The 16,106-nt window shown below is 49.5% G+C and carries 17 protein-coding genes; 3 read left to right on the top strand and 14 right to left on the bottom strand.

Annotated elements, in window-relative coordinates:
• The first annotated feature begins 266 nt into the window (after positions 1-266).
• Entirely contained in the window at positions 267-1,016 is a 750-nt protein-coding gene (locus DWY63_RS12510; RefSeq protein ID WP_022461617.1) for an adaptor protein MecA, read from the top strand.
• Positions 1,017-1,084: 68 nt separating this feature from the next.
• On the opposite strand, the gene DWY63_RS12505 is transcribed toward DWY63_RS12510, so the two are convergent.
• Positions 1,085-1,255 carry a DUF362 domain-containing protein gene (locus DWY63_RS12505; RefSeq protein WP_022461616.1) on the bottom strand — a complete coding sequence of 57 codons (171 nt, stop codon included), beginning with the start codon at positions 1,253-1,255 and terminating at the stop codon, positions 1,085-1,087.
• Between the two features lie 206 nt (positions 1,256-1,461).
• Between DWY63_RS12505 and DWY63_RS12500 the strand changes: the two genes are divergently transcribed.
• Positions 1,462-1,665 carry a DUF1858 domain-containing protein gene (locus tag DWY63_RS12500; protein WP_022461615.1) on the top strand — a complete coding sequence of 68 codons (204 nt, stop codon included), beginning with the start codon at positions 1,462-1,464 and terminating at the stop codon, positions 1,663-1,665.
• A 63-nt stretch (positions 1,666-1,728) separates the two neighbouring features.
• On the opposite strand, the gene DWY63_RS12495 is transcribed toward DWY63_RS12500, so the two are convergent.
• From DWY63_RS12495 to srtB, 10 genes are all read right to left on the bottom strand, one after another.
• Positions 1,729-2,325, bottom strand: coding sequence for a MerR family transcriptional regulator (locus DWY63_RS12495; protein WP_055220134.1), 597 nt, complete (start codon positions 2,323-2,325; stop codon positions 1,729-1,731).
• Positions 2,326-2,482: 157 nt separating this feature from the next.
• A complete protein-coding gene (gene dnaB / locus DWY63_RS12490) occupies positions 2,483-3,817 on the bottom strand; it encodes a replicative DNA helicase (protein WP_022461614.1) in 1,335 nt (444 codons plus the stop codon).
• Between the two features lie 4 nt (positions 3,818-3,821).
• Complete coding sequence (rplI, locus tag DWY63_RS12485) at positions 3,822-4,268, bottom strand: 50S ribosomal protein L9 (protein ID WP_022461613.1); 447 nt, start codon at positions 4,266-4,268, stop codon at positions 3,822-3,824.
• Between the two features lies 1 nt (position 4,269).
• Positions 4,270-6,315 (bottom strand): DHH family phosphoesterase, encoded by a 2,046-nt coding sequence (locus DWY63_RS12480; protein ID WP_117802327.1) that lies wholly within the window; start codon positions 6,313-6,315, stop codon positions 4,270-4,272.
• A gap of 189 nt (positions 6,316-6,504) precedes the next feature.
• Positions 6,505-6,753 (bottom strand): 30S ribosomal protein S18, encoded by a 249-nt coding sequence (gene rpsR / locus DWY63_RS12475; protein WP_022461611.1) that lies wholly within the window; start codon positions 6,751-6,753, stop codon positions 6,505-6,507.
• A 20-nt stretch (positions 6,754-6,773) separates the two neighbouring features.
• On the bottom strand, positions 6,774-7,235 hold the full coding sequence (locus DWY63_RS12470; RefSeq protein WP_117802326.1) for a single-stranded DNA-binding protein: 462 nt from the start codon (positions 7,233-7,235) through the stop codon (positions 6,774-6,776).
• A gap of 11 nt (positions 7,236-7,246) precedes the next feature.
• A complete protein-coding gene (gene rpsF / locus DWY63_RS12465) occupies positions 7,247-7,534 on the bottom strand; it encodes a 30S ribosomal protein S6 (RefSeq protein WP_022461610.1) in 288 nt (95 codons plus the stop codon).
• A 147-nt stretch (positions 7,535-7,681) separates the two neighbouring features.
• Positions 7,682-7,873, bottom strand: coding sequence for a DUF951 domain-containing protein (locus DWY63_RS12460; protein ID WP_022461609.1), 192 nt, complete (start codon positions 7,871-7,873; stop codon positions 7,682-7,684).
• A 106-nt stretch (positions 7,874-7,979) separates the two neighbouring features.
• Positions 7,980-8,711 (bottom strand): NAD-dependent protein deacylase, encoded by a 732-nt coding sequence (locus tag DWY63_RS12455; protein WP_117802325.1) that lies wholly within the window; start codon positions 8,709-8,711, stop codon positions 7,980-7,982.
• 26 nt (positions 8,712-8,737) lie between these two features.
• Complete coding sequence (srtB, locus tag DWY63_RS12450; RefSeq protein ID WP_117802324.1) at positions 8,738-9,589, bottom strand: class B sortase; 852 nt, start codon at positions 9,587-9,589, stop codon at positions 8,738-8,740.
• Between the two features lie 207 nt (positions 9,590-9,796).
• Between srtB and DWY63_RS12445 the strand changes: the two genes are divergently transcribed.
• A complete protein-coding gene (locus DWY63_RS12445) occupies positions 9,797-10,861 on the top strand; it encodes a PTS transporter subunit IIC (protein ID WP_117509767.1) in 1,065 nt (354 codons plus the stop codon).
• 87 nt (positions 10,862-10,948) lie between these two features.
• Here the strand turns inward: DWY63_RS12445 and DWY63_RS12440 are convergent, their stop codons facing one another.
• The 3 genes from DWY63_RS12440 to DWY63_RS12430 form a co-directional block, all read right to left on the bottom strand.
• Positions 10,949-12,832 carry a serine hydrolase domain-containing protein gene (locus DWY63_RS12440; protein WP_158568372.1) on the bottom strand — a complete coding sequence of 628 codons (1,884 nt, stop codon included), beginning with the start codon at positions 12,830-12,832 and terminating at the stop codon, positions 10,949-10,951.
• A gap of 177 nt (positions 12,833-13,009) precedes the next feature.
• Positions 13,010-14,578 carry an extracellular solute-binding protein gene (locus tag DWY63_RS18475; protein WP_242856747.1) on the bottom strand — a complete coding sequence of 523 codons (1,569 nt, stop codon included), beginning with the start codon at positions 14,576-14,578 and terminating at the stop codon, positions 13,010-13,012.
• The gene (locus DWY63_RS12430) at positions 14,466-16,061 is read right to left on the bottom strand and encodes a response regulator transcription factor (protein ID WP_117802321.1); all 1,596 of its coding nucleotides are present in this window, start codon (positions 16,059-16,061) and stop codon (positions 14,466-14,468) included. The genes DWY63_RS18475 and DWY63_RS12430 overlap by 113 nt, the downstream gene beginning before the upstream one ends.
• Positions 16,062-16,106: the final 45 nt, after the last annotated feature.

The following is a 16,106-nucleotide window of genomic DNA, read 5'->3' as shown; positions in this document are numbered from 1 at the left end:
CGGGGACGCCTTCTTATCCGATCCGTTTTTTCTGTGCCTGCTTCCGGCCGGAGTATGCACCCTCCGGGCAGAAGCAAAGGTTTCCCCAACTCCTATTATACTTCAAACCGGGGGAATTACAAATAAAGTTTGTCCCTTCATTTCTGAAAAAATTATGCGAAATGTAAAAAAAATCTTAAGTTCTTTACTTCTTTCCGTGATGTGTTATACTATATCGTAAGCAGCCCTATTTATATAAGTAAAGAGTAATTAAGGACGTGAGAGTTATGAAAATAGAAAAAATCAATGATAACAAGATCCGCTGCACACTGACCAGCGCCGATCTTGCCGAAAGAAATTTAAAGCTCAGCGAACTGGCTTACGGCACGGAAAAGGCCCGCAGCCTGTTTCAGGATATGATGCTTGAAGCCAACCAGCAGTTCGGCTTCAATGTGGATAATGCCCCGCTCATGGTCGAGGCCGTTCCGGTGGCTCCGGACAGCATTGTCCTCATTATCACCAGAGTCGAGGATCCACAGGAGCTCGACACCCGCTTCGCCAAATTTGCTCCATCCGGCGACGATACGGACGGACCGGAACCGGTACAGTATTCCGGCGCGGACGACATCATCGACCTATTCCACAAGCTCTGCGATGTGAAGAACAAGGCACAGGAAATCGCAAAGAAAGCGGCACAGAAGGAAAACGAAAAAGAGCCTGCGGCATCCGAGGAAAAGAATGTGGATCTGGTACGCACCTTCCACTTCTCAACCCTCGACGATGTCATCAGCTCCGCAAAAGCGCTGAACCAGTATTTTACCGGCAGCAATTCCCTCTATAAGAACACGGCAGATGCCAACTATCAGCTCGTTCTGCACCAGTCCGGCTGCAAACCGGAGGAATTCAACAAGGTCTGCAACATTCTTTCTGAGTACGGCAGACAGGAATCCTTCTCCCTGGCCGCTGAAGCATTTCTGCTGGAACATGGAAATGCAATGGTAAAAGAGAATGCTCTGCAGGAGCTGGCTTCTCTGTAAGTTTTGAAACGTATGTATAAAAAAAGGAAGTCCGCGAAGGACTTCCTTTTTTGTACGTTCCGTACAAATTACTCTTCTGTGATAGCCTCGGTTGGACATACGCTTGCGCATGTTCCGCACTCAACGCATACATCCGGGTTGATTTCGTAATGGGAATCTCCCTCAGCGATAGCCTCTACTGGACATTCTCCAGCGCAGGTTCCGCAGCTTACACATTCGTCTGTGATTACATATGCCATGATCTTATCCTCCTTGTAGATTTTTTGGCCCTTTCGGTACTATCCACATTGTAAACGATTGCCCCCTGAAATACAAGTACAAAATTATAAACATTCTATAATCTTATGAATTTGTTCTTGCATTCCCCCCGGGGGTACGCTATAATCAAAATAGCCGTCAAAATCAGAACGACGGGTATATACACATTTAAAGGAGGAACTTTAAGATGGCAAAGATCTCGAAAGACATGACAATCGGCGAGTTAATCGCAATGGATACAAATATCATCGGAATCCTGATGGGAGCCGGCATGCACTGCATCGGCTGCCCTTCTGCACAGGGTGAGTCCCTGGAAGAAGCAGCTATGGTTCACGGCCTGGACGCTCAGGTTCTGGAAGACCAGATCAACGATTATCTGGCTGCAAAATAAGCCGGATTTCCGCGTGGATCCAAAAAGAACGCCTCTCACAGGCGTTCTTTTTTTCTGTCCGATTTACCCATTGTTCCGATGGCCCCGTTTTGCTTTCGTCCGTTTTCCTTTCTGCTCCAGCGTCGCCGCTGCTTCTCTCCGGCTCTGCTGGTGGCGGCGGATCGCCTCATCCACACGGCGGCTCCGCTCTTCCTGGCGCCGCTTCTGTATCATCTGATCGAGCAGACGGCCGAGCACGCGGTAAAACTCCGTCTGACGCTCCTCCTCTTCCTGCCGCATCACAGTGTCCGCCAGCTGTTCTGCTTCCCGCTCGGGCAGAAGATCGACAACCACCTCCGGCACTTCGTCCGCTTTTCCCGGTATTGCCGGATCCGGCTTCTCCTTTGCCGTCTCTGCCGCTTCCGCCGGAAACGCTTTGATCTCCGCCGTTGCCTGCACCAGCTTCGGCATCAGCTCGCGGATCGCTTTCAGGTGAAGCCCCTTTTTCTTCAGTTCCCGGATTCCCAGAAAAATCTGAATGTCCTGCGCAGTATAGCAGCGGTGTCCCAGCGAATTGCGGTGGATTTCCATGCCGAGCTCGTCCTCCCAGTACCGGAGCACATGCGCTTTCTCCCCGGTCAGCTTCTCCGCCTCCGTGACCAGATACGTTCTATTTTCCATACGGCAGCCACTCCCTTCTTCCCTTTATTATAGGATCTGTTATCCCCTGCCGCAAGAAAATCTCATCGTAATATTCCGACAAATTCATACAATTATACACAAAAAACGTGCCGCAGGACTATCCCACGACACGTTCTGACACATAAAATATTTTCTTTTATCTCTCTGCATTCGCAAATTTCGTATAATCCGGCAGCCAGACCAGATTGACGGTTCCGATCGGGCCGTTTCGCTGTTTGGCGATGATGATTTCCGCGATTCCCTTATTCTCGGAATCCTTATTATAGTAATCATCTCGATAGATAAACATAACAACGTCGGCATCCTGCTCGATCGCTCCCGACTCACGCAGGTCGGAAAGCATCGGACGGTGGTCGGTACGCTGCTCAACAGCCCGGGAAAGCTGGGACAGTGCAACAACCGGCACATTCAGCTCTCTCGCGAGTGCTTTTAAGGAACGGCTGATATCCGAAATCTCCTGCTGGCGCGATTCCGAGGAGCTCTTTCCGCTTCCCGACATCAGCTGCAGGTAGTCAATGATGATGATATCAAGACCGTGCTCCAGCTTGTATTTGCGGCATTTCGACCGCATCTCTCCGATCGAGATACCAGGTGTATCGTCGATCATCAGTCGGGATTCACCGATCATGCCGGCGCTCTCGATCAGCTTGCTCCATTCGTCGTCTTTCAGGTTTCCGGTTCTCAGATGCTGGGAATCTACTTTCGACTCCATCGAGAGCAGACGGTTCATCAGCTGCTCCCGCGACATCTCGAGACTGAAAATCGCAACGGCTTTGTCTTTCTTAAACGCCATATACTGCGCAATATTGAGGACAAACGCCGTTTTACCCATAGACGGACGTGCCGCAATCAGGATAAAGTCAGAGTTCTGCAGACCCGATGTCTTGTAGTCCAGATCCGTGAATCCGGTCGGAATACCCGTGACATTTCCCTTCGTCTTCGATGCACGCTCGATGTTCTCCAGCGTATTGATGACAACCTGGCGGATCGGCATGAAGTCTCCGGAATTCCGCTGGCCCAATAACTGGAACATCTTCTTTTCCGTCTCCTCCATGATGACTTCCACCGGCTCTTTGTTCAGATAGCAGTCATTCTCAATCTCTTCTGTCAGCTTAATGAGACGGCGCAGCACCGCTTTCTCGCTGACGATGTTCGCATAATGGCGCACATTCGCCGAAGTCGGCACCGCATTTAAAAGATCGCGGACAAACTCCATCGAACTGATCTCCGGCGGAACATCCTTTTCACGCAGGCGGTTCTGCAGGGTGACCAGATCGACCGGTTTTCCCTCATTGAACAGCTCCACCATGGCATCAAAAATGACGCCGTACTGGTGCTGGTAAAAATCGTCGCTCGTCAGGATTTCCGATGCCGCCATGATGGCTTCGCGCCCCATCAGCATGGAACCGATGACCGACTGCTCCGCCTCGATGCTGTGCGGAAGGATTCGTTTAATCAGTGCTTCTTCCATAGAATTATGCTTCTTTTACGATAACTTTCAGCTTTGCAGTTACTTTGGTATGCAGGCGGATCGGCACTTCTGTCGTTCCAAGAACCTTGATCGGGTTCGGAAGCTGCATTTTCTTTTTGTCGATGTCGTATCCGAGCTGCTCTTTTGCTGCCTCAGCGATCTCTTTTGCCGATACGCTTCCGAATACTTTTCCGCCCTCGCCGACTTTGATTGCTACGGTAACCTGTTTGTCCTCAATCTCTTTCGCGAAAGCCTGTGCCTCAGCGAGCTGCTCTGCTGCCACTTTGTCCTCGTGTGCTTTCTGGAGTTTCAGCTCATTCAGGTTTTTTGCGGTTGCCTCGATGCCGAGTTTTTTCGGCAGAAGCATGTTTCTTGCATATCCGTCACTTACGTTTACAGTCTGTCCTTTTTTACCAAGTGCTTTTACGTCTTCCAGTAAGATAACTTTCATATCAGATTTCTCCTCCATCCTGCATTTCTGTTAAGGTTGATTTTAGGAGGCTGCGCGCCCCCTCCAGATCGACGGTCTCAAGCTGGCATCCTGCCATATTCAGATGACCGCCGCCGCCCATCCGCTCCATGATGATCTGTACATTGACCTCATCAATCGCGCGGGCGCTGATATAGATCACGCCTTTATACTCGGTCAGTACAAAGGACGCCTTGACACCGACAATGTTCAGCAGCTCGTTCGCCGCTTGTGCTCCGACCACCGTCGGGCTGTCCACATAGTCGCTCGGGCATTCGGAAATCGCGAACTGGCCGCGGAACAGCTCCGCATTGCGGATCGTCTCTCCTCTTGCCTTGTAATCGTTCATATCCTCACGGAACAGCTTGCGCACACGCGTCACATCCGCACCGCAGCGGCGCAGGAAAGCTGCCGCCTCGAACGTGCGGACACCTGTTTTCTGCATAAAGTTGTCGGTATCGATCATGATGCCGGCATAGATGCTGTCCGCCTCCACGTTCCGGATGCGGATTCCCTCGGTAAAATACTGGAGAATCTCGGCAACCATCTCGCTCGCGGATGATGCATACGGCTCAATATAGGAAAGCACCGAGTTGCGGATCGTATCGCTTCCCTGCCGGTGATGATCCAGCACGACGATCATTTTCGCCATGTACAGCAGATCCTCACACTGTGTGATGCTCGGCTTGTTCGTATCGACCACAACGAGCAGCGTGTTGTCGTCCATGATCTCTTTCGCCTCATGGTTGTTGACAAACATGTCCGCCTCATAATCCTGGTTGTCGCGGAACGTATTCATCAGCGGAATGATCGAGCTGGTCGGGTTGTCGATGACGATGTACGCTTTTTTATTCAGCGTTTTCGCCGCACGGTAGATACCGATGGCCGCACCGAACGAATCGGCATCCGGCAGGCGGTGCCCCATGACAACGACCTTCTCTTTCGTGTTCATAAATTCTTTCAGCGCGTGCGCCTTGACGCGGGCTTTAACTCTCGTATTCTTTTCCACAGCCTGCGTTTTTCCGCCGAAATACTGAATCTTCGAACCGTCCTTTAAAACGACCTGATCGCCGCCCCGGCCAAGAGCCAGGTCGATCGCGATTTTCGCATACTCGGAGTTTTTCGCAAACGATCCAGCATCTGCTCCGATACCCATACTGATTGTGACCGCCATCTCGTTTCCGATGTTGATGGTCTTGACGTCCTCGAGGATATCGAATTTTTTCTCTTTCAGTTCATTTAACGAACTCCGGCGCATGACCACGATGTATTTGTCGTTCTCATACCGCTTCACCAGTCCGTCGAGATCGTTGAAATATTTGTTGATCTTTCGCTCGACCAGTGCGGTCAGAAGGGAACGGCGGACCTCCTCGACGCTCTCCAGCGCCTCGTCGTAGTTGTCCAGATACAGAAGACCGGTGACCATCGTTTCGTCCTCGAATTTCCGCATATACTCGCGGAGCTCCGTCTCATCGAACAGATACAGTGCCTGAATAAAATAGCCTTTGATATCTGTGTTGATCATCTCCGAATTCTGGATCAGCTCGTCGATGCAGACGCTTTTTACATGGGCACGGAAATTCTTTTCGCCGTAAGCCACGTTGATGTCGGTCTCCTCCTCATTTTTCGGCAGCCGCTCGACCGTCAGCTCCGGAAAAATGGTGGCGATACATTTATGATACTGTGTATCCTTCCCTGTGATTTTTGTAAACTCTTTGTTGACCCAGAGAAGTTTTCCCTGCGAATCCATAACGGCATAGGGCAGCGCCAGTTCCTGGATCAGATGCTTCTGAACCTGACCGTATTCGGTCGCAAAGGTAATCAGCTCGTTGATCACCTGCGGACGCTGTCTGTAATAGAGAACTGCGGCTGCGATCACATAGACTGCAAAAAACAACGTGAACCACATTCCTGCCATCACATCCACAAAATACATGCCGATATTCATCACAAGCATCAGGATGGACAAAATCAGCGGCCATCGAAGATAGCTCCGCAATTGGCCGCTCAACTTCATTTTGCTTTTCATTTCCTAACACCTTTCCAACGTTGCGTGTTGTATTTCGCTCCTGTCCTTCCGATTATACCACTTTGACCTGTACTTTGGCAACAAGATACTTCTGGATACAAAAAAGGTACCCGCCCTTTTCGGGCAGATACCTCCATTTATTTACCGATTCAAAATGAACGTTCGGACAGTGCTTAGCGCAAGTCAGAATCAATCATCTACGTACGGCATAATAGCCATATGTCTTGCTCTCTTAACGGCTACTGTTACTGCTCTCTGATGTTTTGCGCAGGTTCCAGTTACACGTCTCGGCAGGATTTTACCACGCTCGGATACATATTTTTTCAGTTTAGCTGCATCCTTGTAGCTGATCTCTTCTCCACCACAGAAAACACAAACTTTTCTTCTTCTGCGGGCCGGTCTTCTGGAAGCTGGTCTTTCACTATTATTATAAGCCATGATCAATCTCTCCTTTTCTATCAATTAAATGGCAATTCTTCGTCAATGCCATCGGGAATATTCATAAAACCATCGGCGCTGCCCAGGTCAGATGTATTCGCGGACGGAGCCGGATTGCTATGCTGCGGTGCGGAGTATCCTCCGTTGTTTCCACCTGCATTTTTGCTCTCTGCAAACTCCTGCTCTTCTACAACTACGTCTGTCGTGTAAACCTTCTGGCCTTCACGGTTGGTGTAGCTTCCGGTCTGAATGCGGCCGGTGATGGCGATCTTCGTTCCCTGACGCAGGTATTTCTCTGCAAATTCCGCCTGGCGGCCGAAAGCAACGCATCCGATAAAGTCTGCGGTTGCGGAATCGCCGTCTCTGCGGAATCTGCGGTCAACAGCCAGTGTATAACGGGCTACCGCTGTGGAGTTCTCTCCAGCAGAGTATCTGACGTCGGGATCTCTGGTCAATCTTCCCATCAATATAACTTTATTCATTCGCTTACCTCTTAAGCTTCCTTTTTAACGACTAAGTATCTCAGTACGTTATCCATAATACGCATATGGCTCTCGATCTCTGCCGGAGCTGTTGCGTCTGCTTCAAACTGAATAAAGTAGTAATATGCTTCACGCATATGCTGAATTTCGTATGCAAGGCGTTTTTTGCCCCACTCTTCTACTTCGCCAACTGTTCCGCCGTAACGGGTTACATAACCTTTGGCTTTCTCAACTACAGCTGCGCGTTCCTCTTCTTCAAGTTTTGCATTCACAACCAGTGCTAATTCGTACTTGTTCATGCTTTACCTCCTTTTGGACTTTTTGGCACCCCATTTTCATTATGGGGAGCAAGGAATTATTTTTATACGTCACAATTTGTTATTTTAACATAAAAAAGGGCTTATAGCAAGCCCTTTTTCGCGTGTTTTCTTGTTTTTTTCACGATATTACGCATCTTTTTTTCGTAATCCGCGGGTGTTTTTCTCGACCAGCTTGCGTGCTACCATGATCTGGTGGCCGCAGCCGGTGCATTTGAGACGGAAATCTGCGCCGACACGCAGGATTTCCCACTCGCTGCTGCCGCACGGATGCGGCTTTTTCAGTTTTACAATATCGCCTACTTCGTAATGTTCTGCCATGTTTTTCCGCCTTATTTTTATATTTCCTGACACTTTCCGAGATTTTTTCTCAAGGTTCTCTCTGTATCATCAGAGCCGCACCTCCATTTTTCACAGCTCTGAAGTTTCACACCCGGATACTGCCGAGCACCTGTCCGATCGGCTGCTGGATCAGAAGATCTGCGTTGTTGTCCATCGGTGTTGCACCTTTATTAATCAGGACCAGTGCATCGCCCCGAAAATACTGGAGAAGACCTGCTGCCGGATACACAGCAAGCGACGTTCCGCCGACGATCAGAAGATCGGCGGCCGCAATCGCGCGGATCGCACCGTCGAGCACTTTCTCATTCAGACTCTCCTCGTAGAGTACGACATCCGGTTTGATCATGCCTCCGCATTTTTCACATCTTGGAACGCCGCTGCTCTTTCTCACCAGCTCTGTATCGCAGGCTGCCCCGCATTTCATGCAGTAATTGCGGTGTGTGCTTCCGTGCAGTTCATACACTACTTTACTTCCCGCCGCCTGATGCAGTCCGTCAATGTTCTGCGTCACAACCGCTTTTAATTTTCCCGCCGCTTCCAGCTCTGCAAGCTTTTTGTGCGCCGCATTCGGTTCTGCGCCGACCGGAAGCATTTTGTCGCGGTAAAAAGCATAAAATTTTTCCGGGTACCGCAGGAAATAGCTGTGGCTTAAAATTGTCTCCGGCGGAACGTCATACTTCTGATGATAAAGGCCATCCACGCTCCGGAAATCCGGAATCCCGCTCTCCGTGGACACGCCCGCGCCGCCGAAGAATACGATATTTTCATGCGTATCAATCAATCTCTGCAGTTCTTCGATTTTTCTTTCCTCTTCCATCTGTCATTCCTCCTCCTGACCAATCATTACCGGTTCCGCCGCACGCCCAGAACGACGAACCGTCCAGTCGTATCGCTCGCCGCACAGGTGGACAGCACAATAATATGGCTGTTTTCATCCATCTCCGGCTGCTCCACCGGGATCTCTGACCGCGCCGCCATGGTATTCAGATACTGTACAAACGCTTCACCCCCGCCGGAATACAGCGTGTAGACATCACTGTCTGCCTCCGTATAAAAAGCAGAAAAAATCTGGTACACATCGTTTGATTCCGGCGTCAGCATCCAGAAATAGACGCTGTCCCTATATTTTTCCTGCTCCTTCATCTGTTTCAATTTTCCGAACATGGAGAGATTCTTCATATTATGACCGTAAACGATTGTGTTTCCATCACTGAAATCATCCTGATTCTGGTAATCGAGGAAAATGGAACCCGCAAAGTTGCTCGTTCCCTCATACGTCGTATGAAGATACGCAACATTGTCCGGCCCCTGTACGACCGGGTAACTGATGTCGAGAGCTTCGATATAAAGCCATCCCTTCACATCCGGGTTAATCGCTTTTAAGGATTCAAAATCGACGGCAAGCGGCGGTTCTGTCGGATACGACAGTGGTTCCGGCTCCGGTTCGGAAGGCTCCGCCGGTTCGGATTCCGCCTGTGGCTCCTCTGTTTTCGTCGTTGCCGGTGTCTCTGGTGTTTTTGTAATTTCCGTCGTATACTGCTGCAGATCCCGGTATTCATCCGTGCCGGTCTTGTAATCCAGGTAAATGCCGATCAGCTTGTACCCGGAAAAGCAGAAAACAGCAAGTGCCGCTAAAAATACCAGAGTCCAAAGCGGATTGCCGCGTTTTTTCTGTTTCTTTTTCTGTTTTCCCATGCGTCTCCTTTATCACTTTTTTACTGTCTGAGCTGTTTTCTCGAAGCGCTCTGAATTTGTCTCAATTATAAGCGTGCCCCTTTCTTTTGTCAACTTATGCCCCCGGAAAAGGATTGCACCCGCCCCCATCTTATGATAGACTAAAAGTCGACTGACAAGTCACTTGTGAATACAGTAACACACCACATACATGAGGAGGAATTCCATATGCGAACAATCAAAAAAGTCGCCTCGCACATCTTCATTGATGGCTTCGGCGGCATGACGCAGGGTCTTTTTGCAACCCTGATTATTGGTACGATGATTCAGCAGATCGGTCTTCTGATCGGCGGTTCGACCGGAAATGTGATCTATCTGCTTGGAAAAGCTGCCGCAGCCCTGACAAGTGCCGGTATCGGTGTCGGCGTGGCAGTGAAATATGGGGAAAGCCCGCTTGTCACGGTTTCTGCAGCCGTCGCCGCCATGGTCGGCGGTTATGCCGGCAAGATCACCGGCGGCACATTCTTTGTGGACGGAAATGCCGTTCTGGCAGGACCTGGCGAACCGCTCGGCGCTTTCATCGCAGCTTTCGCAGGCATCACCTGCGGCCATCTGGTTTCCGGCAAGACCAAGGTTGATATCATCGTGACACCGGTCATCACCATCGGAGCCGGTTCCGTTGTCGGACTGCTCGTCGGACCGCCGATCTCCCAGATGATGACAGGCCTTGGAAGCATCATCAACTGGGCAACGGAACAGCGGCCGTTCATCATGGGCATCGTTGTTTCGGTCGTCATGGGTATGGTTCTGACACTGCCGATCAGCTCCGCTGCACTCGGCATCATTCTGAATCTTTCCGGTCTTGCCGCCGGTGCCGCAACGATCGGCTGCTGCTGCAACATGGTCGGATTCGCGGTTGCAAGTTATCGGGAAAACAAATTCGGCGGCCTTGTCGCACAGGGTCTTGGAACCTCGATGCTCCAGGTGCCGAACATCATGCGTCATCCACTGATCTGGCTGCCCGTCATCTTCTCGAGTGCGATTTTAGGACCCGTCTCCACAATCCTCGCCAATATGCAGAATAATGCAACGGGAAGCGGCATGGGTTCCGCAGGTCTTGTCGGACAGATCACAACGTATCAGACGATGATCGCTTACGATGATCCGAAGCTCGTCATCATCAAAATCATTCTGCTCCACTTCGTGCTTCCGGCTGTGATCACCTTGTTCTTCTCAGAGGTATTCCGCAAGGCAAACCTGATCAAATCCGGCGATATGGCTTTGAATCTGTAATCTGTATTTTTAAAAGGGAATGGAACTGCGCATCCGGCAGCTCCATTCCCTTTTTTATCCACATTTCTCTTCTGATTTTTTCTGTTTTTACACCGTTTCTTCTGCGTTTTCCGCATTTTCCACTGCCGCGGCCGATTCAGCTTCCGCTGCCGCTTCTTCTGTCTCCGTTTCTTCCCCCGGCCGCACGCGGTGTGCCTCTACCATTGGCTCAATGGTCTGTGCCATCAGCAGATGGATCATGTCAAGGCTCCGCTCGCGGAACCGCGACGGCAGAAGCGGTGCGATCGCCACATCCGTCACGAGGGATTCAAGGCCCTCGATAATCAGATCCTTGCCCGGCGTCTCATTCCACTCCAGTCTGATCCGCTCGAAATCACGCTGGAAAATGATTTTGACCCTCCGTCTTGCGGCCTCTTCCAGAAATGCAAACTCAAGCTTCAGCACCAGTTCGCCGTCTTCATTCTCCGCAAACTGTCCCGTCGTTCCGAGCAGATACGATTCCTCGTTTTCCACCCATTCTACAACTTTGGACCCCGTAAGACCGATCTCAATGCGCTGTGTTTTTTCTCCCTCGGTCAGCGCTACAAAGAAACGGCCTTTTTCATAGAAGAAACCGATGCGGCGGATGCCGTCGGAAAAGTTGTTGTGGAAGACCTGCAGCGTCAGCGGAAACATGCCGACATGCGTGTCTTCCATTTTATATTCTTTTCCGTGCAGAAGCTGCGCCATGTCGATCTGACGCGGTGTTCCGCTGTTCCGCGGCCCCGGTGTTCTCCGCTTCCAGCCGCCGCGCAGGATTCTTCCCGGTGTCTCTTTCGCGCCCTCCAGATCACGGCAGGTCTGCACCAGCTTCTGATATGCCATCGGGCTTTCCGCCTCGCCGGATTTCAGCTCTGCACCAAATTCCGCGCCGAAATACTTCCGCACAATGTCGAGCATCTCACACGTCTGGAACAGCTCGTTGCTGCCCGCATTCGTCACAATCACCACGCCGGTATCCGGATAACCGAGCACGTTCTGCCCCAGCATGCCATTGAACGCAAAGCTGCCCGGCCGCTCCTCCATCCAGACCTGGTAACCATAGCCATATTTTCCCATCTTTTCCGGCGGTGTCGCATGAACGGAGGTGGACGCTGCGACCCATTCCGCCGGGACGATCTGTTTTCCTTCGAATTTTCCGCCGTTCACGTACATCACCCCGAGCTTGGCCGCGTCCTCCGGGCACAGGAAGAGGCCCCAGCCGCCTTTCGTAATCCCTGCCGGGCAGCTCTCCCAGAAAACTTTCCGGATGCCGAGAGGCTCAAACAGACGCGGCCGCAGGTAATCTACCATTTTCATGCCGGTGCGCTCCTGTATGATTGCAGACAGCAGATACGTGTTCATACTGTTGTACTCAAACGCTTCGCCCGGCGTTCCCTTGACCGGCGCATTTAAGAAGCTGTCCACCCAGTCGTTGCCGGAAACAACGCCCATCTCGTTGAACTGTACGCCGCTCTTCATCGTCAGAAGATGCTTCACGGTCAGATTCGGGCGCAGGATCTTCTGCAGCAGACCGTTTCGTTTTTCAAAAATATCATAGACGTTCTCGTCCAGGGAAAGTTTTCCTTCACTGATCAGAAAACCAGCCGCCATGCCAGTGATGCTCTTACACATAGAATACGTCGCATGCCAGATGCCGCTGCGGTATGGGGCGAAATTGCATTCGCAGATGACATGTCCGTTCCGCAGGACCAGCAGATGATGCATGTCCGTATGGCGCGCAGCGGCGAGCTCACGAAGCATCTGCGTCAGCTTTTCCGATGAGATGCTCTCGCTCTCCGGCACCACGCGCGGAAAATACGTTTCCGGAGATGCAAAATCCCCGAACGCTTCCTTCTGCGGCGCAAAGTCCGTCTTTCCCATATGTCCTGTCGTCCCACTCATAAATCCCCAGATCATTTCCATTGCGGTTAACTGTTCTTTCGCTGCCATGTACGATGCCTCCTGTCTCATGCGGTTGGATTTCCCTGTTTTTCCAGTTTTCCTCATTATATCCAGATTCCTTGAAAATCGCAATGCTTCTTCTGATAAAAAAGAACCGACATAGAAATCTGTATTTCAATTTCTGCCGGTTCTTTTCCGTGTGTGATTTTTTTATTTTACTTTAGCTTACTCATTCCAGAGTTTCATACGCTCCTGATAATTCTGCGTGATAACTTTTTCTACATCTTCCAGTCCTGCGTCATTCATTTCGGAAATCATCTTGTCGTACTCTTCCATTGCCGCATCGTGGCTGTCTGCATTCACAATCTTCGGATATTCCTGATCGTAGATATCCTGGATTTTCTGCCATTTCAAGCCATCCGGAGTGCTTCCTGCCGGGGTAAGGCCTGCAAATTCTGCGGTATCCCATCTGTCGTTCTCACCAAAGTGATTCATAGCCACCTGCCGGGTCTCTTTTACTTTATACTGTGATACATCGTATGGAGTTCCGTCTGTACCATTTCCGTTCTTTACAAACCAGGTCCATTTGCGGACGCCGGTATCCAGTTTTGTTTTGTCAAAATCCGTCTGGAATCCTTCAATCAGATCATCGTTCGGAACGTGTTTTCCATCTTCCATATTCCAGTTGGTTCCCTCAATACCCCACATCAGAAGATACTGTCCTTCTTCGCTTGCAAGGTAGTTGATCATCTTCATGGCTGCTTCCGGATTTTTACAATTCTTGGTGATCGCGATTGCATCCCAGCCAAGTGTACTTCTTCCGGAGTAAGTAGTTTCATCTGCACTGATTCCGTTTCCAAGGATTTTATAGGAATAGAATTTTGCATCTTCTCCTACAGAAGAAGCAAGTGCTGTATTTGCTGCATCGGTATCCCAGTAGGAAGCAAAGGTACTGAATACGTTGCCTGCAGACAGTTTCTGCGTCCACTGATTTTTCTTGTTGACAACCCACTCTTTGTCCAGAAGGCCTTCGGTATACAGTTCATTGGCAAAGGACATCATCTCTTTGAAGTTTGGTGCTTTGGCAACATGTTCCAGATTGTCCCCATCCTGATAATATGTTTTCAGACCATACATTCCTTTTAATGTTCCATCGTAGTTTTTGGATTCTGCATCAAAGGTAATGGCAATACTCTCTTTTCCGTCAATGGTCGGATGAAGTTCTTTGAATTTCTTACAAATGTCAATATACTCTTCCTGTGTAAATGGCTCATCGCTGTCTGCGCGGTCTTTTCCAACGATTTCGCACAGATAATCATAGCGCATCAGAACACCGGCTACCGGATCCGGATCTTCTCCGTACCAGTTATTCAGATAGTAATTTTTTCCATCGGTATAACGACTCTTGTTTAAGGTTTCCCCGTACATCTCTTTTACATCCGGGCCGTACTCATCGATCAGATCATTCAACGGAAGCAGTGCGCCTGCCTCAATGTAACGGTTTACAATATCATTTCCACGATCCATCAGGACGATATCCGGGTAATTCTGACCGGTCAGCATCAGGTTCAATTTTTCCAGCGGATCTCCGGTTGGATTTTCTACCTGAATTTTGACACCTGTTTTTTCCTCAATTGCTTTTGCAACTGGATCATCAAAGGTATTGCTTCCGGAGTTTTTGTCAAAGATAGAAATCGTAACTCCGTCTGTTGATACCTCGCCTGATGCAGATGATGCACTGCCGGATGCAGTACTTGATGATGTACTGCCATTTGATCCGCATCCTGCAAGCATTCCCGCTGCCATCAGGACACTCATCGCCATTGCGATACACAACGCCAAAGTAAGAAACATTTTCATATCCAACCGCCAGACTCACTTCCCGTACTTTATTTTTCTTATTCTTTAACAGTTCCGCCGCCCTCTGCAGACGCATTTCCGTATTGTATTCCAAAATCGTTTTTCCTGTTGCCTCTTTAAACAGGCTCCTCAGATAATTCGGAGACAAACCGACCTCCGCGGCCAGCTTCTCGATATCTGCGCTTTCCGAGCAGTGCTCCTGAAGATATGTTTTTACCTGATAAACGGCATAGTAATTTGGATTTTGATTCTGTTCTTCAAAAAATGCCAACATCCGTTCCAGATACTGCTTCATCTTTTCCCGCATCTGATAACTGTTGTTTGCTTCAAAAATTTCATTTTCTCTCAAAATTTTTTCTGCTTCCATCCAGTTTTCCAGCAGTTCATCGCTCAAAACAAGACGGTTCCATAGATACATATAGAGATTATAAACTTCTCCCGCAAATGTTTTCGGCGCAAGCCCCTTTAGCTGTTGAAAATAATCTTTCATGGTCTGCAGCGTTTCCTGCTTTTTCCCGCTGCTGACCAGACGACAGATTTCTTCTCTCCGCTCCTTCTGTTCCCGGAAATGATATGCTTTTTCCTCTTCCGTTTCTTTTTCATCTGCACAGAAAAGTTCCGGTGGATCCATATGAAATGCCAGAACACAACAGTTCCGAAGTTTTTCCGCCTTTTCGTACAGGCAGTCAGCTGTCCATGCTCCACTGCACCATCCAACGGCTCTCGGTGCGTCTTCTTTCAAATCATTCCAGATCTGAAATGCCGTATCTTTCACCGACAGATACCCCGCCAGCAGCAGAATGCTGATCCGTTCCGTTTTGCTGATGTAACGGATGCCCTTGTATTTTTCCTGAATTTGGCTACAGATGTTTTCTTCCGTTTTTCCATAAACCGCTATGATTCCAAACCTGCACTCTTCCAGTTCTTCTCCAAATACACCACGGAAATTTTTCCGTAAAAGCTCTGTTTCCTGTTTTTCCCGCAAAGCCATTTCCAGCAACTGCTTCGCCGCCGTTTTCCGCGACCAGTCTGCTATCTCACTTTTCTCCAATTCACTTCTCACTTTTTTCAGACATGCTTCTACTTCTTCAATCGTAAATGGCTTTAAAAGGTAATCCACGGCATTCACCTGAAAAGCGGAATGGATATAGGAAAAATCATCATATCCTGTCAGAAAAACAATTTTGCATGGATACCCCCGGCGTACGATCGTCTCTGCCAGTTCAATTCCACTCATTCCTGGCATCTGAATATCCGTAATCACAATATCTGCCATATTTTCTTCCAGGCACTCCAGTGCCCTTCTGCCATTGCGCGCGGTAAATACTCTGGAAATCCCGTTCTTTTTCCAGTCAATATAATCCCGCAATGTCTCCAGTTCAATTTCTTCATCTTCTACAAGAAGAACGCGATACATTTTCTCCCTCCTGTTTCCAGTTGCTCCTGCAGTTTTCTTCTCCTG

It is taken from the genome of Blautia sp. AF26-2 (genome assembly GCF_003460955.1).
Lineage (GTDB): Bacteria > Bacillota > Clostridia > Lachnospirales > Lachnospiraceae > Fusicatenibacter > Fusicatenibacter saccharivorans.
The sequence above is the reverse complement of the archived record's forward strand: the minus strand, read 5'-3'. Positions and strand labels throughout refer to the sequence as shown.